The organism is Serratia sp. N21D137 (assembly GCF_047530005.1).
GTDB classification, from domain to species: Bacteria; Pseudomonadota; Gammaproteobacteria; order Enterobacterales; family Enterobacteriaceae; genus Chania; species Chania fonticola_B.
The window spans coordinates 82,209-101,287 of the sequence record NZ_JBLJAJ010000020.1 but is presented as its reverse complement, the minus strand read 5'-3'; the positions used below and the strand labels follow the sequence as shown (position 1 = coordinate 101,287).

Here is a 19,079-nt window from a genome sequence, read left to right as displayed (position 1 = left end):
GAACCGCTCTTTCTGAGTCAGATGTTTTCCCTGCATGCAACAGGCTCTCCAGTAGGGCCAGAGCGGTGATTTTATCCGGGTCTGGCCAGTGGGTCACTTTGTTGCGTTTCGAGTGGGAATGGGGCTACAGCGACTCTGGGGCAATTAACCACGGCAAGCCATGTTGGCCGTCGGCGGTCATCTGCTGGGCAAGTGCCAACGGGTCGATCGGTTGCAAGGTTGCCGAGGGTTCCGGGGTTGCCAAGGGGGCGTGAAATCCCCATAGCGTGCGGGTGATGGCTAAGCCCACCTGTTGATACAGTGCCAGAGCCGCTTGATTACCGGCGATCACCTCCAGCGAAAGCCGGCGATCGCCTCGCGTATGGGCATCCGCAATAATGCGTTGCATCAACGTCCTGCCTAACCCTCTGCCACGCATTTCCGGGCGGATAGATAAGGCCGCCACACGGCTATGTTGGCCCCGGCGCGCGATCAGGGCCAGCGCCACCGGGTGCTGCTGGTGGGTGACGACAATGCTGTGGTTCAGGCTGAGGTCTTCGGCGGCAAAGCGGCTGCTAAAGGTTTCGCCGTCGATCACAAAGGGAACAATGTAGTTCTCAAAACAGTGGCTGAGTATTTGCGCCAGCTGCATGCTGCTGTAGTGCAAGGCGGAGTGAAACTCGAACTGGCTATCGATAGGCATGGCGGTTCCAAAGGCAGCGATGAGACCTCTATATCTAGCTGCGATTGGCCAATCAGGCAAGTATTAAGCTGTTTGTGTCGGATTTTTGAGCAATCATCGTGATGAAAAAGCCGGGCGAATTCGCCCGGCGAAGTCACTTCAGAAATAGCCGTAGCTATAAATTGCAGTAGTGGTTATGTGTCACAGCGTAAATCAGAACTGATAGGTCAAAGCCACGGCAATCACGTCGTCGTTTTTTAGACCTAGCTTGTTGTTGTCATCGAGTTGGTTGATTTTATAATCCACATAGGTGGACATGTTTTTATTGAAGTAATAGTAAGCACCCACATCAATATATTTCACCAGGTCGGTGTCACCGATATTTTCAATATCTTTAGCCTTGGATTGGACATAAGCCAGTGACGGGCGCAGGCCAAAGTCGAACTGATATTGCGCAACCACTTCCACGTTCTGGGTTTTATTGGCAAACCCGCTTACTGAGGTAGGGGTATTATTAATGGTCGCGGTGCCGGAAATTGGCGTCAGGTTATGGGTTTCCGCATAGGTGGCGGCCAGATACACGCTGTTGGCGTCGTATTTCAGGCCGGTTGCCCACACGTCGGCTTTATCCCCCTTGCCATAGCTGCTCTGTTTCTGACCGGTAGTCCGGTTAGAAGAGGCATAGGCGGCCGTAACGCTGACGCCATCGATGATTTCGTAGCTGGAAGACAGACCGAAGCCGTCGCCGTTAGCTTTGCTGTTGGCGCGGGCATCGTTTTCGTTCTTGCCCTGATATTGCAACGCGAACTTCAGGCCATCGACCAGGCCGAAGAAGTCGTTGTTACGGTAGGTAGCCACGCCGTTGGCGCGCCCGGTCATAAAGTTGTCGGTTTTGATATAGGTGTCATCGCCAAATTCCGGCAGCATATCCGTCCAGGCAGCAACGTCGTAAATAACGCCGTAGTTACGGCCATAGTCAAATGAACCAAAGTTTTTCACTTTCAAACCAGCAAAACCAAGACGGGTTTTAGTGTCTTTAGTGCCATCCGATTCGCTATGGTTGGCGGCGATCTGATATTCCCACTGGCCATAGCCGGTCAGCATATCGTTAATCTGGGTTGCCCCTTTAAAGCCGATACGTACGTAGGTTTTATCACCATCATTGCTGGTATCGTCAGAGAAATAGTGCAGTGCTTTTACCCGGCCATAAAAATCAAGCTTGTTACCGTCTTTATTGTAGATCTCTGCTGCCTGTGCGGTCTGAGCAATAAAAAGTGCCGCAATAACGGCAAGAAGATTAGGTTTCATGGTGTTCCCTGCTTTGTACGATTGAAAGACGCTTATCATCAGCTGTATCGCTGTTTTACTTTACTGCCGGAGTTAGCGCAGCGAAGATTTTTTACCGCAGTTGTGTGATGTATTTATGACAGGTCAGGTAAATGGATATCGAAGGATGAAAAATAATCCAGGAGAGGCGTTTTTTGTTTCAGAGGGGCGGGGTTCTGTTGTGCAAACTTGCGAGGTTATACGCAAAAAATTCAATGTTCCACTGTGAGAGAAGGGGGGCATTGCGGTGCGTTTCGCAATGTTGGTAAGCCAACCGTAACTCGGGCTGACGCCGCGGGCGGTCTGTGGGACAATAGCACCATCATTTCGTATAGATAAGAGTTGAATGGCGCTTTCCCCCGCAGTTAAAGATCAGATCGGCCAGTGGTACAAAGCCCTGCAGCAGCAAATACCGGATTTTATTTCCCGTGCCCCTCAGCGACAGATGATCGCTGAAGTAGCGAAGACTCTGGCCGGCGATTACCCTCGCCATCTGGCGATCGAAGCGCCAACCGGCGTGGGTAAAACGCTCTCGTACCTGATACCGGGTATTGCCGTTGGCCGTGCCGAAAGCAAACCGTTGGTGGTCAGTACCGCCAACGTGGCGCTGCAGGATCAGATCTACAGCAAAGATTTACCGCTGTTGAAAAAGATCATTCCCGATCTGAAATTCACCGGCGCGTTTGGCCGTGGGCGCTATGTTTGCCCGCGCAATCTGGCGGCGATGAGCACCGACGTGGTCGAACAGGGCGATCTGATGCTGTACCTGGACGAAGACGAGCTGGCGCCGTCCAGTGGTGAAGAGCAGGCGCTGTGCCAAAAGCTGGCGAAAGCCCTGGCGCGCCATGAATGGGATGGCCTGCGCGATCACTACCCGCTATCGATCGATGACCCCCTATGGGGCAAGCTGAGTACCGACAAGGCCAACTGCCTGGGGCGCAACTGCCACTATATTCGTGAATGCCCGTTCTACATCGCCCGCAAAGAAATTGAAACCGCCGACGTGGTGGTAGCCAACCACGCGCTGGTGATGGCGGCGCTGGAAACCGAGTCGGTATTGCCGAACCCGAAAGAGTTGCTGCTGGTGCTGGACGAAGGCCATCATCTGCCGGAGGTGGCACGGGATGCGCTGGAGATTGACGGTGAGATCACCGCGCTGTCAACCAACCTCCAGCTCGATATGATCGTGCGCCAGGTGGAACAATGCATGACGCAGTACCGGCCAAAGAACCCGCCGGGGTTGGCCAATAGCGAACGGCTAAAAAACCACTGTGAAGAATTGCGCGAGCTGATCCAGATTTTTGAGCACCAGGCCAACGCCTATCTGCCGCCAGACAGCGGCAACGCCGAATATCGCTTCGAAATGGGTGAACTTCCTGCCGAAATGGTCGAGATCTGCGCGCGTCTGTTCAAACTGACGGACGGCCTGCGCGGCCTGGCCGAATTTATTCTTAACGACCTCACCGAGCAGACCGGCAAGCACGATATTGTGCGGTTGCATCGTTCCATCATCCAGATGAGCCGCACGCTGGGCTACCTGGAAGCGATGAGCAAGCTGTGGCGGCTGGCGGCGATGGATAAATCCTCCAATGCGCCGATCTCCAAATGGATTGCGCGTGAACTACGCGATAACGTTACCCATCTTTATCTGCATTGCGTGGGCATCCGCGTAAGCGATCAGTTGGAAAAACTGCTGTGGCGCAAGGTGCCACACGTGGTGGTCACCTCGGCAACGTTACGCTCATTGAATAGTTTTTCACGGCTGCAAGAGATGAGCGGGCTGAGCGAGAAGGCGGGCGATCGCTTCGAAACGCTGTCTTCGCCGTTTAATCACGTCGAACAGGGTAAAATCGTCATTCCCAAGATGCGTTTTGAACCGGCGATGGCCAATGAGGCCGAGCATCTGGAAGAGATGGCGCGCTTTTTCCGTGGCGAGCAGGCCAGCGGCCAACATAAAGGGATGCTGATCCTGTTCAGCAGCCACCGTGCGATGCAGACCTTCCTCAGCTATGTCACCGATCTGCGTCTGATGTTGCTGGTGCAGGGCGATCAGCCACGCTACCGGCTGGTGGAAGAACACCGTAAGCGGGTAGAGAAGGGCACTGCCAGCGTGTTGGTCGGGCTACAGTCATTTGCCGAAGGCTTGGATCTGAAAGGTGAACTGCTGACCCAGGTGCATATCCACAAGATTGCCTTCCCGCCGATCGACAGCCCGGTGATCCTCACCGAGGGCGAATGGCTTAAATCCCTCAATCGTTATCCGTTTGAGGTGCAGAGCCTGCCAAGCGCGTCGTTTAACCTGATCCAACAGGTGGGCCGCCTGATCCGAAGCAACGAGTGCCACGGTGAAATCGTGATTTATGACCGCCGTCTGTTGACCAAAAGCTATGGTTCACGCCTGTTGGCGGCGCTGCCGGTGTTCCCGATCGAACAGCGCGAAGTGCCGGAAGCGGACAAAGCCCACAAGGCGGCATTGAAATCTGCGGCAGAGGCCGCCAAGAAAGAGAAAAAGCGTAAGAATCCGTTTGCTCGCCGCCGTACCCGCTGATTACAGCATTGCCTCAAAGGCGGCACTGGCAGGACAATCAGGCTGTGCGCTGTACATGACCAACCGCAGGTGGTTGTCTTCATCGACAATAAACGAGGCGTGTTCAAACGTCACTTCACCTGCCCCTGCAACCAGGAAAGTACGTTGCCCCTGGCAGCGGCCATGAATATCGTGCTGCTGCCACAGTTGGCGAAATTGAGGGGATACTTCGCTCAGAGCCTGAATGCGTTGCAACATGGTGGCATCTTGCGGGGCGCGGGCGTAGTCACGGCGAAAGCTGGCTAGGATTTGCGGGGCCTGCTCCTGCCATCCCATCAACCGTTGATTGAGTTCGGGATCGGCAAACAGCATCCACAGCATATTGCGCTGCTGTGGCTGACGCTCAGCGATGGCAAACAGGCGGTCTGCCGCCGGGTTCCAGGCGATAATATCCCAGCTCAGGTTCATCACATAGGCCGGGCGCAGGGTAAGATCGTCCAGCAAGCGGCGTACCAACGGCGTGACCTGGCACCACTGGTGGCCTGCTATTACCGGGGGCCGCTGATGCGCCAGTAAAAACAGATGATAGCGTTCGGTCGCATCCAGCTTCAGAACCCGCGCCAGATCCTCCAGAAACCCCACCGAAGCATTGATTTCCCGCCCTTGTTCCAGCCAGGTGTACCAGGTCAGGCCCACGCCAGCCAAGGCGGCAACTTCTTCACGCCTTAGCCCAGGCGTACGCCGCCGCGTGCCGCTCGGAAGGCCAACGGCCTGGGGAGAGAGTTTTTCACGCTTCATACGCAGGAAATCTGCCAGCTCTTGACGGGTGCGGTTAAGGGTACGTGGTGGCATCGGCGGGTCCTGTTACTCTTGGTGATAGTATAATTGGCTATATAGTAACAGTTTAAAGCATGTTCCATACTGCCGCCATCATGTTATCAGGAGGCGTTATGGAGCATACCTTGTCTGACAGAAAGGCCGGATTACCGGGGCTGCCGGTGTTGTTACTCGGTGGGTTCGTCACCATGTTCGATTTGTTTGTGGTTAACGTAGCGGTGCCGGTGATCCAGCAACAGTTCAACGCCAGCTTTGCTGAAGTTGGGCTGATTATCGCTGGTTATGAACTGGCCTTCGGCATCTTGCTGATTGCTGGCGGGCGCTTGGGAGACCGCTTCGGTCGGCGGCGTATGTTTAGCTATGGCATGTTGGCTTTTGCGCTGACCTCGACGCTTTGCGGTTTGGCAGGTTCGCTGTGGGTGCTGATTGTTGCCCGCTTTTTGCAAGGTGCGGCGGCGGCGCTGCTGTTTCCACAAATTTATGCCTTATTGCGCGTACTGTATGGCGAGGAGCAGCGGCGGCGAGCCTTTGCTCGTTTGGGGATGACGCTGGGGCTGGCGGCGATTTGTGGCCAGGTGTTGGGCGGTTTTATTATCGAGGCCAATATTCTGGGCAGCAGTTGGCGCATGATCTTTCTGATCAACCTGCCGATTGGCGTGCTGGCGGTGATGGCGGCACGACGTATTCCGGAGTCTAGGCTGGAGCAGGCGCAGCGGTTGGATGCTAAAGGTCTGCTGCTGGCCGCTGGCGGTTTGCTGCTGCTACTGTTCCCGTTACTGGAAGGCCCATCGCGTCACTGGCCTTGGTGGACCGTGCCGATGATGGTGCTGGCAGTGGCGCTGTTAGCCTGGTTTGTGCGTTGGGAACGGCAACTTGCCCGTCACTCCGGTGATGCGGTGCTCGATCCGGCGCTATTTCGCCAAGGTCACTTTGCCCGCGGCACGGTAATTGTGCTGGCGATTTACTCCACCGCATCCTCATTCTTTCTCTGTTTTGCCCTACTGCTACAGGCCGGAATAGGGCTGACGCCGTTCCAGGCGGGTTGCCTGTTTGCTCCGGCCAGTGCCGCCTTTATGCTGGCCTCCTTTTTGGCTCCGGGCTGGGGGCAACGTTGGGGGAATATTGTGTTGGCAGGCGGGGTGGTGGTCTACGCCAGTGGCATGGTATTGCTGGTGGTGCAGGTGCTATGGGGGCGAGCGTTCAGCCATCCGTTACAACTTTTACCCGGCCTGATGATTTTGGGCTTTGGTCAGGCATTGAGTATGACGCCATTGCTTAATTGGGTGCTTGGCTTGGCGAAGGAGCATCAGGCCGGTATGGCGGCAGGCTTGGTGTCAACGGTGCAGCAGGTAGGCGGTGCTCTGGGGATTGCGGCCAGCGGCATGTTCTTTGTTCCGTTGCTGGCCGGGAGCGCAGATCCACAGCATTATGCCAGCGCCTTTGCTGGTGCCATGGGTTACAACCTGTTGGCGATGCTGGTTGCTTTGGTCTTGCTGATCTTCACCCATCGGCAGCTAGCTAGGGGCGATTAAAGCATTATTGCGCCGGTTTGCCCGGCGCTGCGTTGTAATTTATCAGTTATCACCGGAACCCCACTGCTACGGCGATCGCTGCTATAGCGACATAGATCCCCATTTTTCATGCCATGTATGACGGGGAATCAATCATTCTATGCTTGCGGATACTGCCTTAATCCACTAGATCTCGCTATATCTGCAAGCTCTCATCAATAAAAAAAGGAGAACGTCAGCCATGTACCAGATAGCGTCATTCCGTGAAGACGATTTGGACGCCCAGATAACCTTGGTGCGTGCCAACCCACTGGGGATGCTCATTAGCCAGGGACCCCAAGGGCTGATGGCGGATCCGATCCCCTTTCTGATAGATACCGATGAGCAAGGGCAACTGACACTCAGGGCGCATTTATCGCGAGGTAACCCACATTGGTCGGTGCTGTAAGCCGGGCAAGAATGCCTGATAGTATTCCAAGGGGCCGAAGGCTATATCTCGCCGGGATGGTATGAAACCAAGCGGCGCACTGGCAAAGCGGTGCCGACCTGGAATTATGCCGCCGTACACATGTGGGGAACGCCAACGGTCACGCAAGATAGCGCCTGGTTGCGTCAGTTGCTGACGGAACTGACGGCGGTGCATGAAGGTAACCAGCCGCAACCTTGGCGTCTTGACGATGCGCCTGCGGAGTATATTGCCGCCAATATCAAAGGCATTATTGGCATCGAAATCGCCGTCACCCGGCGTGAAGGGAAATGGAAAATGAGCCAGAACCGCAGCGCTGAAGATATCGACGGGGTGATCGACGGCCTGCGAGCCGGTGACGATTGCCAGCAGCAACTTGCCGATGAGGTTGAGCGCCGTCGCGGATAAGGTATGCTTAGTGCAAATGTTATCTGCAGGGCGAACGATGGATTACAGCAAAATTATCAGAGAAATAGGCCGTGGCAAGAACCATGCGCGCGATCTGGATCGGCAAACGGCTTTTGAGCTCTATCAGGCGATGCTGGCCGATGCTGTGCCGCCCCTGGAGTTGGGAGCCATCCTGATTGCCATGCGTATCAAGGGAGAGGCCGAGGAGGAAATGCTTGGCTTCTATCAGGCAATGCAACAGCAGGTGATGCGGTTGCAACCCCCACAGGGCCGTCCGATGCCGGTGGTGCTACCCAGTTACAACGGCGCTCGTAAACAGGCCAACCTGACGCCGTTACTGGCGCTGTTACTGGCCAGGGTAGGGTTGCCGGTCGTGGTTCACGGCGTAGTAAACGACAGCACGCGTGTCACCAGCGCAGAGATTTTCCGTGAGCTTGGGGTGCCGTGGTCTGAAGATCCTCAGACTGCCCAACGGCGTTTGGACGGCGGAGATGCGGTGTTTATCCCCGTGTCGGCGCTTGCGCCAGCGTTGGAAAAACAGCTTGGCCTGCGCTGGAATATGGGCGTGCGTAACAGTGCCCACACCCTGGCAAAATTGGCGACGCCATTTGGTGAGCAGGACGTGCTGCGCATCGCCAGCGTTTCTCATCCGGAATACGTCGAGCGCGTTGCCTCATTTTTCTGCCAGATCGGTGCACGGGGATTGCTGATGCATGGCACCGAAGGGGAGGCTTACGCCAATCCGCAACGCTGTCCAAAAATCCACTATATCGTCGGTGGTCAGCAGCAGATTTTGCTGGAACGGCCAGAACAGGATGCGTTGGCTGAGGTGCCTGCCGCCAAGGATGCCGCAACTACGGCGCGTTGGACGGAACGTTGTCTGGCTGGTGAGGTTGCCATTCCCGAGCCTATCGCTCGGCAGGTTGCCTGCTGCCTGGTCGCTACCGGCCAAGTGGAGACATTGGAGCAGGGGCTGGTCAGGTTGCGATAATCTCCCTTATTACCTGCTATTACTCGGGGTGAATACCTTCGCTCCGAGTATTTATCACTGTTATGTTGGTTATTTTAAGTAAAAAAATCTCCAATACCAGACTATATATTACTAACCACTTAAATTATGGCATAAGCTGGTGGGATATGTGATAAGACGGGATAAAAACGTTTAAAACTCAGTGTATAACTTTAAAGAAGTAGATTACACTCAGCTCACCAGCTTTTGGGGTCTTGCATGACTTTCCATCGATGACGGAGGTTTGCTCCATCTTGGTTGTAAAAAAGGACTTGTAAGCTACTCTATCTAAATCATAAGAAGAGAAGCGCTTAAAATACATAGACGATTTTCCATTCTGTATTTGGGTTATAGATCACGCTATTTCACATTCGTGATTTGTATGTATTCATACAGTGCCAAGCGTAAGCTTATAGGTCGGGATTATGAGTAAATATGATGATGTCCAAGGATTTAAAGATAAGACAAATCTCAAAGGGATTGATTATAAAGAGTTTCCCCGAGACGATGTAGCATCGGCGCCGTATCGCTGGTCTATTGTTGAGCAGGTAGCAGGCAATGGGGGTGTCCCTACCAACAGCTCGCAGCCAACGCCGATCGCTGGTACGGATCTTTTTTCCAGCGCACCTTTAGCGGGCGAACCACCTGTACAACCCAAGACGGTGATAACAGAAAATAGCGCCTTGCCCGGCCACATTCCTCATAATTTTGATCGTTTCGCTCCTCCGGCGGAGCCTAAGCTTACCAAAAATGCCCAGCCGGAAAGCTCACGTCCCCTTCCTGCTCAGGGTAACCCTTTTAATTCGCTTGCAAGCACCCCATCGCCAGCCCCACAGCCAGAGAATCAACGTTTCAAGCAGATGTTCAGCAAGAAAATGTCGACTGCCGGTGAGGTGATGGATGCCGGTCGCAATACATTACTCAAACCACTTTTAGAGTCTATTGCCTCATGCCGTTAGTTTGTGTTTGTTCTCCGAAAGGAGGGGTAGGGAAAACCACGGTTACTGCTAATTTGGCTTATGCATTGGCCCGTAGCGGCAGTAAGGTGTTGGTGGTCGACTTCGACTCGCAGAATGCGTTAAGGCTGCATTTTGGCGTGCCTATTTCCGATAACCGAGGTTTTGTTGCTCAGTCGGCGAGTTTATCCGATTGGAGCCAATTTATTCTCAAGGTTGGGCCGAACCTGTTCGTTTTACCTTACGGTGACGTCACCGATGAGCAGCGACTTCAGTTCGATGACAATCTGCTCAATGAGCCAATGTTTATCCAACGTGGCCTGAGTGCGGTGCTGAAGATCCCCGGCATGGTGGTAATTGCCGATATGCCGCCAGGGCGTAACGCAGCAGTACAGGCCATGCAGGTCGCGGCGGACATGCGCATTATGGTGTTGCTGGCCGATACTGCATCGCTCAGTTTATTGCCCACTATTGAGCAGCATAAATTTATGAGTGCGCCCGCCAGCAATGAGGTCGGCGAGTATTATGTGGTCAACCAGAGTGACATGCGGCGTACGTTGAGCAGGGATGTGACCCATTTCTTTGAGCAGCGTTTGCAAGACAAACTACTGGGTACCATCCACCGCGATGAGTGTGTCCCTGAGGCCAATGCATCGCAACGGGCGATCATGGATATTAGCCCAGTGTCGGCTGCTGCATTTGATATTGAGCAGATCAGTAAAAAGGTCGCAGTAATTTTAGGGCTTAGTGTTGGAGATGGGACGTATCATCATACTACGTCTATTTATGGCTCTTCGTAAGGATTGTCTGGTTAGTTATGAATAAAATACTCTTTTATTTCTTACTGCTGTTGGCCTTACCTTTTATCCTGTTGATTATCATTGCCCCCATGAGCAGTAATAATCAGTATATCTTTGGCCTGATCTGCATTGCGATCGTATTTATCTTAGGGGTAAGTAAAAGCAAAAAAGTTACCCTGGTAATGATTGTGATGTCGACCCTGATGTCATTACGTTACATCTACTGGCGCGCGACAGAAACCCTGCATTTCAACAGTACTCTGGAGGCTGTGCTAGGTATTGCCCTGTTTATCACCGAGCTGTATGCCCTGGTGATATTGCTGTTTGGTTATATTCAGACCACCTGGTCATTAAAACGCACTATTGAACCGCTGCCCGACGACACGTCGCTATGGCCAACGGTAGATGTCTATATTCCTACTTACAACGAAAGTATGGACGTGGTGCGCGATACCATCCTGGCGGCGCAGTGCATTGACTATCCGAAAGACAAAATGAAAATCTACGTGCTGGATGACGGCAAACGTAATGAGTTTGCCGTATTCTGTGCCGATGCGGGCGTAGGCTATATTACCCGCAACAATAACCACCATGCCAAAGCGGGCAATCTGAATAACGCGATGAAAGTGACGCAGGGTGAATTGATCACCGTGTTTGACTGCGATCACGTGGCAACCCGCGCCTTCTTGCAGGCGACGGTCGGCAGCTTCCTGGTGGATGAGCGCCTGGCGTTGATCCAGACTCCGCACTACTTCTATTCCCCGGATCCGTTTGAACGCAACCTGTCAGAGGCGAGCAAAGTCCCTAACGAAGGCGCACTGTTCTACGGGCCGGTGCAGCAGGGTAATGATAACTGGAACGCCACTTTCTTCTGTGGCTCCTGTGCCGTGATCCGCCGTTCGGCGCTGGAAGAGGTGGGCGGTTTTGCGGTAGAAACCGTGACCGAAGATGCCCATACCGCTTTGAAGATGCAGCGCCGGGGCTGGAACACGGCATTCCTGGCATTGCCATTGGCCGCCGGGCTGGCTACCGAACGCTTGGGGTTGCACGTGATCCAACGTACCCGCTGGGCGCGTGGCATGACGCAGATCTTCCGGGTGGATAATCCCTTGCTGGGGCGCGGCCTGACCTGGCAGCAGCGTTTATGCTATCTGAACGCCATGCTGCATTTCCAGTACGGCTTACCCAGGGTGATATTCTGCGTGGCTCCGCTGGTTTATCTGCTGTTCAACCTCAATATCATTGCCTCCTCCGCCGGGCTGATTTTCGCCTATGTGTTACCGCATCTGGTGATGTCTATCTATATCAATTCCAGAGCCAACGGGCGCTATCGTTATTCGTTCTGGGGGGAAATCTATGAGACGGTGATGTGTTTCCATCTGGTGATACCAACCCTGCTGACGATGATCTCGCCAAAGCACGGCAAGTTTAACGTGACGGATAAAGGCGCGTTGCTGGACGTTAACTATTTCGACTTCCATATTGTCCGGCCACATATTATCGCCGTGTCCTTGCTGTTAATCGGTACCGCCTGGGGGGTGATCCGCCTGTTGATGCCGGATCACTATGGAGCCAACCCGCAGGTTATTATGCTGAACATCGCCTGGGCCAGCTTCAGTATGATTATCCTGCTGGCCGCCATTGCCGTAGCGCGGGAAACACGCCAGGTCCGAAAAACCATCCGTATCGATGCCACTTTGCCTGCGGTGCTGTATTTTGCCAGCGGCGCGGCGATGCGTACCGAAACCCTGGATCTTTCGATGGGCGGGGTCAAATTGAAAACGCCGGACGAACGTTTCCTCAACGATCCGATCGAAGAGGTGGAAATATCGCTCAAGTCCGGCGCCGTCAGTTTCCCGGTAGAGCTGATCGATGCCGACAAGTCGGTGACCCGCTTAATGTTCAAAGAGATGCCGATTGAAAAACGGCGGGAGTTGGTACGGGTGGTATTGGCGCGCGCGGATGCCTGGATCCAGACCAAACCTTTACCACAGGATCGGCCACTGCGTTCGTTGCTGGGCGTCCTGCGCTGCATTTTCGAGTTGTTCTATTTTTCCTGGCGCGATCGGCGGGCCAAAAAGCAGCAGAAACGGCCTGAGTTAAAGCGGGATAAGGAACAAGCTCTATGAGCCGGGTGAAAACCAAATTGCCGACAGGCAGATCTACGTTCATTGCCCTGGTCAGCGGCCTGATGTTGGGGATGGGGCTTTCTGGTCTGGCGATAGCGGCCGATCCGCAGCCTGCAACGCCTTATGCCAGCGAGAGTGTTGAGGTACCAGGTTTTCCGACTTTGCCGCGGCCAACTGATGCTCAACCAGCGGGGGCAGTGCCGGGCAGTGCTGAGCAAACAGCTCCGCTTGATATCGCTTCGCCACCGGCCACCGTTTTCAACCAGTCGGTTGCTTCTACGCTCAGCGTGGGCGAGATGGGGCAGAGCAACGGCTTGACGTTGAGCAACTGGCAGCAGCAGTCCGGCTTCACCTTTACCTTACCCTCGGATTGGGTGGTGACGGACGGCAATCTGGTGCTGGATCTCGAAATCTCCCCAGCGCTGATGGGAACCGATACCGAACTGCAACTGATGCTCAATGGACAACCCTTGAGCACCCAGAAGCTTAACCAATTGCAAGAAGCCAAGGTGAGTTTGCAGGTGCCAATCCCTGCCGCGATGATTGTGGCGCGCAACAACCTGAGTTTCAGCATCGGCAACGGCAGCAATGCGGCCATGTTGTGCGAAAAGGGGGCGGCCAATAAGTATTGGCTCAAGGTGCTGCCAACCAGCCAGTTGCATCTGGAAAACCAGGTGCTGAATATCAGCCCGAACCTTGGCCGATTCCCTAACCCGTTCTTCGATCCTCAGGCCATGCAACCCACCCTGGTGGACGTGATCTTCGGCCAGGAAAAACGGCCGGAAGAGGTGGCCGCAGCCGCTATCGTCAGCTCTTATCTGGGGAAAATTACGCGCCATAACAACCTGAGCTTCCAGGTGTTGCAGGACAGCTTGCCTGAGCAGAACGGCATTATCTTTGCGCGCCCCGGCGAGCAGATTGGCCAGTTGACTCTGCCACAGGCCGATGGACCTACCATCCAGATGATTGATAATCCGCTGAACCCGGTTTACAAGCTGCTGCTGGTGATGGGGCGTAACGCCACCGAGATGCGCCAGGCCGCCTATCGTCTGGTCAGCCAGCCGTTGCCGGAGAAAACCGCGTCGCTGGCGGTGAAGCCGGTGACTATTCCGCTGCGCCAGCCCTATGACGCCCCGCGCTGGATCGATACCAGCAAGCCGGTCAGCTTTGATAAGCTGGTGGCCAGTAATGAGGAACTGACCGTCACTGGCGTTTACCATGATGCGGTGCGCATTGCTTTTCGTGCCGCCCCGGATCTGTTTATGTGGGATGGCAGAAACGTCCCGCTGCAAATCAACTACCGTTTCCCCACCGACAACTGGATCGATGAGAATAAATCCCAGCTCAGCGCCACGCTGAACGGCACCTTCCTGCGTAACCTTTCGGTGAACAAACACGGACTGCTGGAGCTGCTGTGGCACCAGTTTGGCGGCGACATTCGCCAGGAACAATACACCTTGGCCCTGCCACCGTATCTGATTTACGGCGACAACATGCTGGAGCTTTATTTCTCTATCGTGCCGAAAAACGGTACCTCCTGCGATCCGGCGGATAGTAATACCCTCAAGAGCCATATCGGGCCCAACTCGTATATTGATCTGAGCGATACCTACCATTTCACCGAGTTGCCCAATCTCTCGTATTACGTCGGGGCTTCCTTCCCATTCTCCAAGCTGGCAGATTTTTCGCAAACCGTGCTGTTAATGGCGGAAAAACCCACGGCCAGCGAAGTACGCATGCTGTTGAACCTGACCGCTCGCTCAGGTGCGGCTACCGGCAGCTCGATTGGCAACGTGGATATCCGCTTTGGCCTGCGGGGCAACGAGAGCGAGTTGGACGATTTCAAGGGCAAAGACGTGCTGGTGGTAGCCTCACTGGCGCAGAGCGCCTTCTATCAGCGGCTGTTGCAACAGGTGCCTTTTGCGCTAAACGATAGCGGCGGGCTGGTGGTGAAGGCGCAGTCTACGCTGGAAAAATTGCAGTCCTACCTGAAAGGTAACTGGCGGACCCAGGGCATCGACGCCGATCGCTATCTCTCCTCATTGACGGACTGGCGTGGATTTTTCAGCTTCCGTTCCGGTTGGGATCCGCAACGGGTGGTGGTGGTGGCTAGCGCCTCTTCCGACGATGGCTTGAACAAGATCTATGGCGATCTGAAATCGGCCCGGATCAACGCTGGGGTGCGTGGCGATCTGGCGGTGATCACCGATCAGAACGGCGTACGCAGTTTCCAGGTTGGCGAACAGTTCCCGAGCGGGGAACTGCCCTGGTATCTGATCTTTATCTGGTATGCCAGTAAACATGTGGTGCTTTTATCCCTGACTGGTTTGGGGATTTCCGTGGTGTTGGGGCTGGGGCTGTATATTTTGCTACGCAAGCACGCCGCCAAACGCCTGGGGAGAGATGCAGAAGATGAACGTTAAAGCACGTCTCGACCAGCAGCTAGACAGGAGCCGCCAATGAACCTATTGCTGAAAAAGAAACTGTATTGGGTCTCCCTGGCCGGGCTGACGATTTTTTCGGTGTCGGCGCTGGCGGATGACAATAACCCGGCGCTGAAAGCCCTGTTTCAACAGGCGGCTTACTGGCATGACAAATCGCATGACGAACTGGCTCAGGGAGCGTTGCAGAAAATCCTGTTGATCGACGAGAACAACGCCGAGGCAATGTATCTGCTATCCCTGTATGCCATGCAGGGCGGGGATAAGGCCAAAGCCGAAATCTGGCGCAAAAAACTGAGTGCAGTTGCGCCCAACGATCCCCGTCTCCAGGCGTTGAGTAACACCGAAGCCGCTCCATCGGTCTCCAAGAATCTGTTAGCGCAGGCTCGGCAGTTGGCGGCCAAGGGGGAGTTTGCCCAGGCAACTGCGGCCTATCAGGCGGTGTTCAACGGCAAGACACCAATCGATAACCTCGCCAACGAGTATTACCTCACCTTGGCGGGGTCACCCGCTGGCAGGCAGGAGGCGATTGATGGCCTCAAGCAGCGGCTAACTATTCAACCCAATGACTCGCAAACTCGCGTGGTACTGGGCAAGGTGCTGACCTATCAGGAATCGACCCGCCGTGAGGGGATCGATATGTTGGCAGCGATGGCCCCGAACAATAATGAAGCGGACCAGGCGTTGAAACAGGCGCTGCTGTGGCTGGCTCCGCTGCCGGCAGACAAGCCGCTGTATGATGCCTATCAGCAACGGCACCCGGAGGACAAGGCCGTGGCTGGCTATTATCAGCAGACTATTGCCGGTTCGGCCAAAGGCGTTGGGTTCTCCGAACTGAATAAAGGGGATCTGGGCGGCGCCAAGGATCAGTTTGCCGCTATCCTGGCGAGCAACCCGAATGATGCAGATGCTTTGGCCGGGATGGGATTTACGGCGATGCGCAGCGGAGACTTCGCGCAGGCAGAAAACTACCTCACCCAGGCGGCAAAACAGGGCGGCCCACAGAGTGCGCAGTGGGGAGCCTTGGCTCAGGAAGCGGCGTTTTATGCGACATTGGATAAAGCCAAGCAGGCTGCCAACGCAGGGCAATTGGATGAAGCCTTGGCGATCAGTGCGCCCTTGAGCCGAGCCACCGGGGATAAGGGCAATGCGGCGACGCTGTTCCGGGCCGACCTGGCTCGCAAGAAAGGGGATTTCACAGCGTCTGAGCAGATGTATCGCGGCTTGCTGACGCAAAATCCGCAGAATAATGATGCCAGGCTGGGGCTGTATTATCTGTTGCAGCAACAGCGTGACAAAGGTCCGGAAGCTGCGCAGATACTGCAAACTATTCCAGCCGATCAACGGCCTAAAGTCTCGCAGGCAGTGGCGGGAGTGAATGTCGATCCTCAGCGCAGGCAGGCCGAGGTTGCCATGCAGAATGGCGATCCGCAGCGAGCGATGATGATCCTGCAACAGGCGCTGGAAAAGCAGCCATCGAACGTTTGGGTGCGGCTGGATATGGCACGCATCCTGAACAAACAGGGGCAAGAGTTGCAGGCGCAAACCTTGATCTCCCCGCTGATGCAGGTTGGCGCTTCGCCAGACAGCCTGTACGCGGCAGCGCTGTTTGCCTCAGAACGTAACGACTGGCTGAACGTTTCCACCCTGATGGCGCGTATCCCGCAAGGGAGGCAGAACAGCAGAATGCGGGCTCTGGCGGCCACTGCATCGGCCAACCAGCAGCGGGCCAGTGCAGAAAGTTATCTTCGCCAGGGCAATACCACCAGCGCAGCGGCCATCTTGCGGCAGCTGGCGCAGAAGCCGCCGACTGAACCCGCAGCCCTTGGGGAACTGGCAAAAGATTTGATGACGGTGGGGGATACCTCAACGGCGGTCCAACTGGTGCGTGACAACATGCGCCTGGGGGTTAAAGGGAATGCGGGCGATTACGCGGCCCAGATCGCGGTGCTCAATCAGGCTGGGTTAAGCCAGGAGGCCGATGCCTGGCTGAATAACCCGGCGCTGCGGGCGCGCAGTTCAACCCGCGAGATTGGCCAACTGCGCAACGGCAGCGTGATCAATGAGGCGGATAAACTGCGTTTGCAGGGGCAGTACAGCGCCGCGTATGACAAGCTGATCGGCGCGCTGCAAAACGACCCGCAAAATACCGATATCATGCTGGCGATGGGGCGACTCTATCAGTCTGGCAATATGAACAAAGAGGCCGGGCAGGTTTACAACTACCTGCTCAGCCGTGACAGTCTGAACCAGGGGGCGCGCGAAGGTGCCGTTGGGGTCGCATTGTCCGAAGGCGATGTCGATCGGGCCAAACAGTTGCTGCGCGGCTTGCCTGCGCTTAAAACGCCGGATCAGTTGCTGCTGGCGGCGCGCGTTGCTCAAGCGGACGGCAACTATCCACAGGCGATGGTGTTTCTGCGCGAGGCGAAAAACAGGGTCAATGGCGTAACAGGTGCTCCAGGCGGGGGGCCGGCAGTGATTGGCGGTTTGCGGCTGGCGGATAACCCGTTTGCCTCGCAGAGCACGGTATCGTCGAGCGTGAATACCTCCTCCTCGGCTTACGGTGAGGTGCTGCCTTGGCAGGTTGCTGCCCCGGGTTACACTAGTGCTCCTGCGGCGGTGGTGAAAAATCCTACCTTGCAGCAGATTGATAAGTTGATGGACGAGGTGCAGGACAAGACTGCCACCTGGGTACAGGGAAACATTTCTCTGCGCGATAACAGCAGTGGTGAAAATGGCCTGAGTAATATCACGGAAGTGAGAAGCCCGATCACTCTGTCAGGCATGCCGTTCGATAATGGCAGGCTCAGTGTTGATGTGACGCCGGTGATGCTGAAATCCGGGACGCCATCCGACAGCGCCAACAGCCGTTTTGGTACCGGGGCGCTGCAACAGGCCAGGGCTATCGAGGCCGCAACTCAGGCCTCCGTCATTGCCTCACAGAACTCGATTGCTGCCGCACAGGCCGCCGATCTGCGCTATCAGCAACTGCATGCCACCCGCGATAGCCTGTGTTCTATTGACGCCACTTCGCCAGAGTGCGCCGCCGCCACGGTGGCGCAGGATCAGGCCTTTAACGAAAGGCAGACGCTGGCGGGCCTGGTGACGCAGCCGAAAACCTTTGGCCCTAACGATATCTATGCCGACTCACCGGGACAGCAGCAAGATACCGGGGTTGAACTGGCGTTAGCGTTAAGCGGCGACAGCTATAAGCTGGACGTGGGCAGTACGCCAATGGGCAGCGGCATCAGTTCGGTGGTGGGTGGCGTGAAATGGTCACCCAAGCTGACCGAGCACTCAACGCTGGATATGACGCTTGAGCGCCGCGCGGTAAAAGATAGCCTGCTCTCCTATGTCGGGACCGAAGATACCATCACCGGCAAGAAATGGGGGGCGGTGACCAAGAACGGCGGCGGCGTAAATCTTGGATACGATGATGGCGTACTCGGAGCTTACGGTGGCGCGGGATATTACAGCTACGTGGGTGATAACGTGGCAGATAACCATAGCGTGACCGGCATCCTTGGAGCCTACATCCGCCCTTATAAGGATGATGATAGCGAGCTGAAGGTGGGCGTTAACGTCAACTATATGGATTTTGACAAAAACCTCAGCTATTTCAGCTATGGCCAAGGGGGTTACTTCAGCCCGCAGGACTATCTCAGCATCTCGCTGCCGGTGGAGTACACCAAAAAGCAGAATAACTTCACCTATATGCTGAGCGGCAACGTCGGTTATCAGACCTATAACAATCAGGAAAGCCTGTACTACCCGAACGATCCGAATCTCCAGTCTCAACTGGAAAGCCTGGTCAGCCAGGGGTACGGCAAAGAGGCCAGATATGCCAGCGAGGACAAGAGTGGCATTGGTTACAGCCTGAAGGCGGGGGGAACCTATAAGGTCACGCCAAGCGTGTTGGTTGGGGGGCAGTTGGGTTATGACACTTTCGGCAGCTATTCCGAGAGCACGGCTTTGCTCTATTTCAAATATCTGTTAGATGGAAAATAA

11 protein-coding genes and 1 pseudogene are annotated in these 19,079 nt (G+C 55.2%); 9 read left to right on the top strand and 3 right to left on the bottom strand.

Features of this window, described 5'->3' with window-relative positions:
• Nucleotides 1-124: 124 nt before the first annotated feature.
• The gene (locus ACMV5H_RS16510; RefSeq protein WP_414822114.1) at nucleotides 125-682 is read right to left on the bottom strand and encodes a GNAT family N-acetyltransferase; all 558 of its coding nucleotides are present in this window, start codon (nucleotides 680-682) and stop codon (nucleotides 125-127) included.
• Between the two features lie 192 nt (nucleotides 683-874).
• A complete protein-coding gene (gene ompC / locus ACMV5H_RS16505) occupies nucleotides 875-1,969 on the bottom strand; it encodes a porin OmpC (RefSeq protein WP_021805140.1) in 1,095 nt (364 codons plus the stop codon).
• 364 nt (nucleotides 1,970-2,333) lie between these two features.
• Here ompC and dinG point away from each other — a divergent pair, with 364 nt between their 5' ends.
• Nucleotides 2,334-4,535, top strand: coding sequence for an ATP-dependent DNA helicase DinG (gene dinG, locus ACMV5H_RS16500; protein WP_059200254.1), 2,202 nt, complete (start codon nucleotides 2,334-2,336; stop codon nucleotides 4,533-4,535).
• On the opposite strand, the gene ACMV5H_RS16495 is transcribed toward dinG, so the two are convergent.
• Nucleotides 4,536-5,366 carry a helix-turn-helix transcriptional regulator gene (locus ACMV5H_RS16495; RefSeq protein ID WP_021180495.1) on the bottom strand — a complete coding sequence of 277 codons (831 nt, stop codon included), beginning with the start codon at nucleotides 5,364-5,366 and terminating at the stop codon, nucleotides 4,536-4,538.
• A gap of 98 nt (nucleotides 5,367-5,464) precedes the next feature.
• Here ACMV5H_RS16495 and ACMV5H_RS16490 point away from each other — a divergent pair, with 98 nt between their 5' ends.
• From ACMV5H_RS16490 to ACMV5H_RS16455, 8 genes and pseudogenes are all read left to right on the top strand, one after another.
• A complete protein-coding gene (locus ACMV5H_RS16490) occupies nucleotides 5,465-6,883 on the top strand; it encodes an MFS transporter (RefSeq protein WP_414822113.1) in 1,419 nt (472 codons plus the stop codon).
• A gap of 220 nt (nucleotides 6,884-7,103) precedes the next feature.
• Nucleotides 7,104-7,736, top strand: a pseudogene (locus ACMV5H_RS16485) (FMN-binding negative transcriptional regulator).
• A gap of 37 nt (nucleotides 7,737-7,773) precedes the next feature.
• Nucleotides 7,774-8,727 (top strand): DNA-binding protein YbiB, encoded by a 954-nt coding sequence (gene ybiB / locus ACMV5H_RS16480; RefSeq protein ID WP_414822117.1) that lies wholly within the window; start codon nucleotides 7,774-7,776, stop codon nucleotides 8,725-8,727.
• 443 nt (nucleotides 8,728-9,170) lie between these two features.
• Complete coding sequence (locus ACMV5H_RS16475; RefSeq protein ID WP_094982957.1) at nucleotides 9,171-9,704, top strand: cellulose biosynthesis protein BcsO; 534 nt, start codon at nucleotides 9,171-9,173, stop codon at nucleotides 9,702-9,704.
• Nucleotides 9,695-10,501 carry a cellulose biosynthesis protein BcsQ gene (gene bcsQ / locus ACMV5H_RS16470; RefSeq protein WP_037375089.1) on the top strand — a complete coding sequence of 269 codons (807 nt, stop codon included), beginning with the start codon at nucleotides 9,695-9,697 and terminating at the stop codon, nucleotides 10,499-10,501. The genes ACMV5H_RS16475 and bcsQ overlap by 10 nt, the downstream gene beginning before the upstream one ends.
• Before the next feature lie 17 nt (nucleotides 10,502-10,518).
• On the top strand, nucleotides 10,519-12,630 hold the full coding sequence (gene bcsA / locus ACMV5H_RS16465; RefSeq protein WP_414822112.1) for a UDP-forming cellulose synthase catalytic subunit: 2,112 nt from the start codon (nucleotides 10,519-10,521) through the stop codon (nucleotides 12,628-12,630).
• Complete coding sequence (gene bcsB / locus ACMV5H_RS16460; RefSeq protein ID WP_115159206.1) at nucleotides 12,627-15,053, top strand: cellulose biosynthesis cyclic di-GMP-binding regulatory protein BcsB; 2,427 nt, start codon at nucleotides 12,627-12,629, stop codon at nucleotides 15,051-15,053. The genes bcsA and bcsB overlap by 4 nt, the downstream gene beginning before the upstream one ends.
• A gap of 36 nt (nucleotides 15,054-15,089) precedes the next feature.
• Nucleotides 15,090-19,079: a cellulose synthase subunit BcsC-related outer membrane protein gene (locus tag ACMV5H_RS16455; protein WP_414822111.1), complete on the top strand. Its 3,990-nt coding sequence runs from the start codon at nucleotides 15,090-15,092 to the stop codon at nucleotides 19,077-19,079.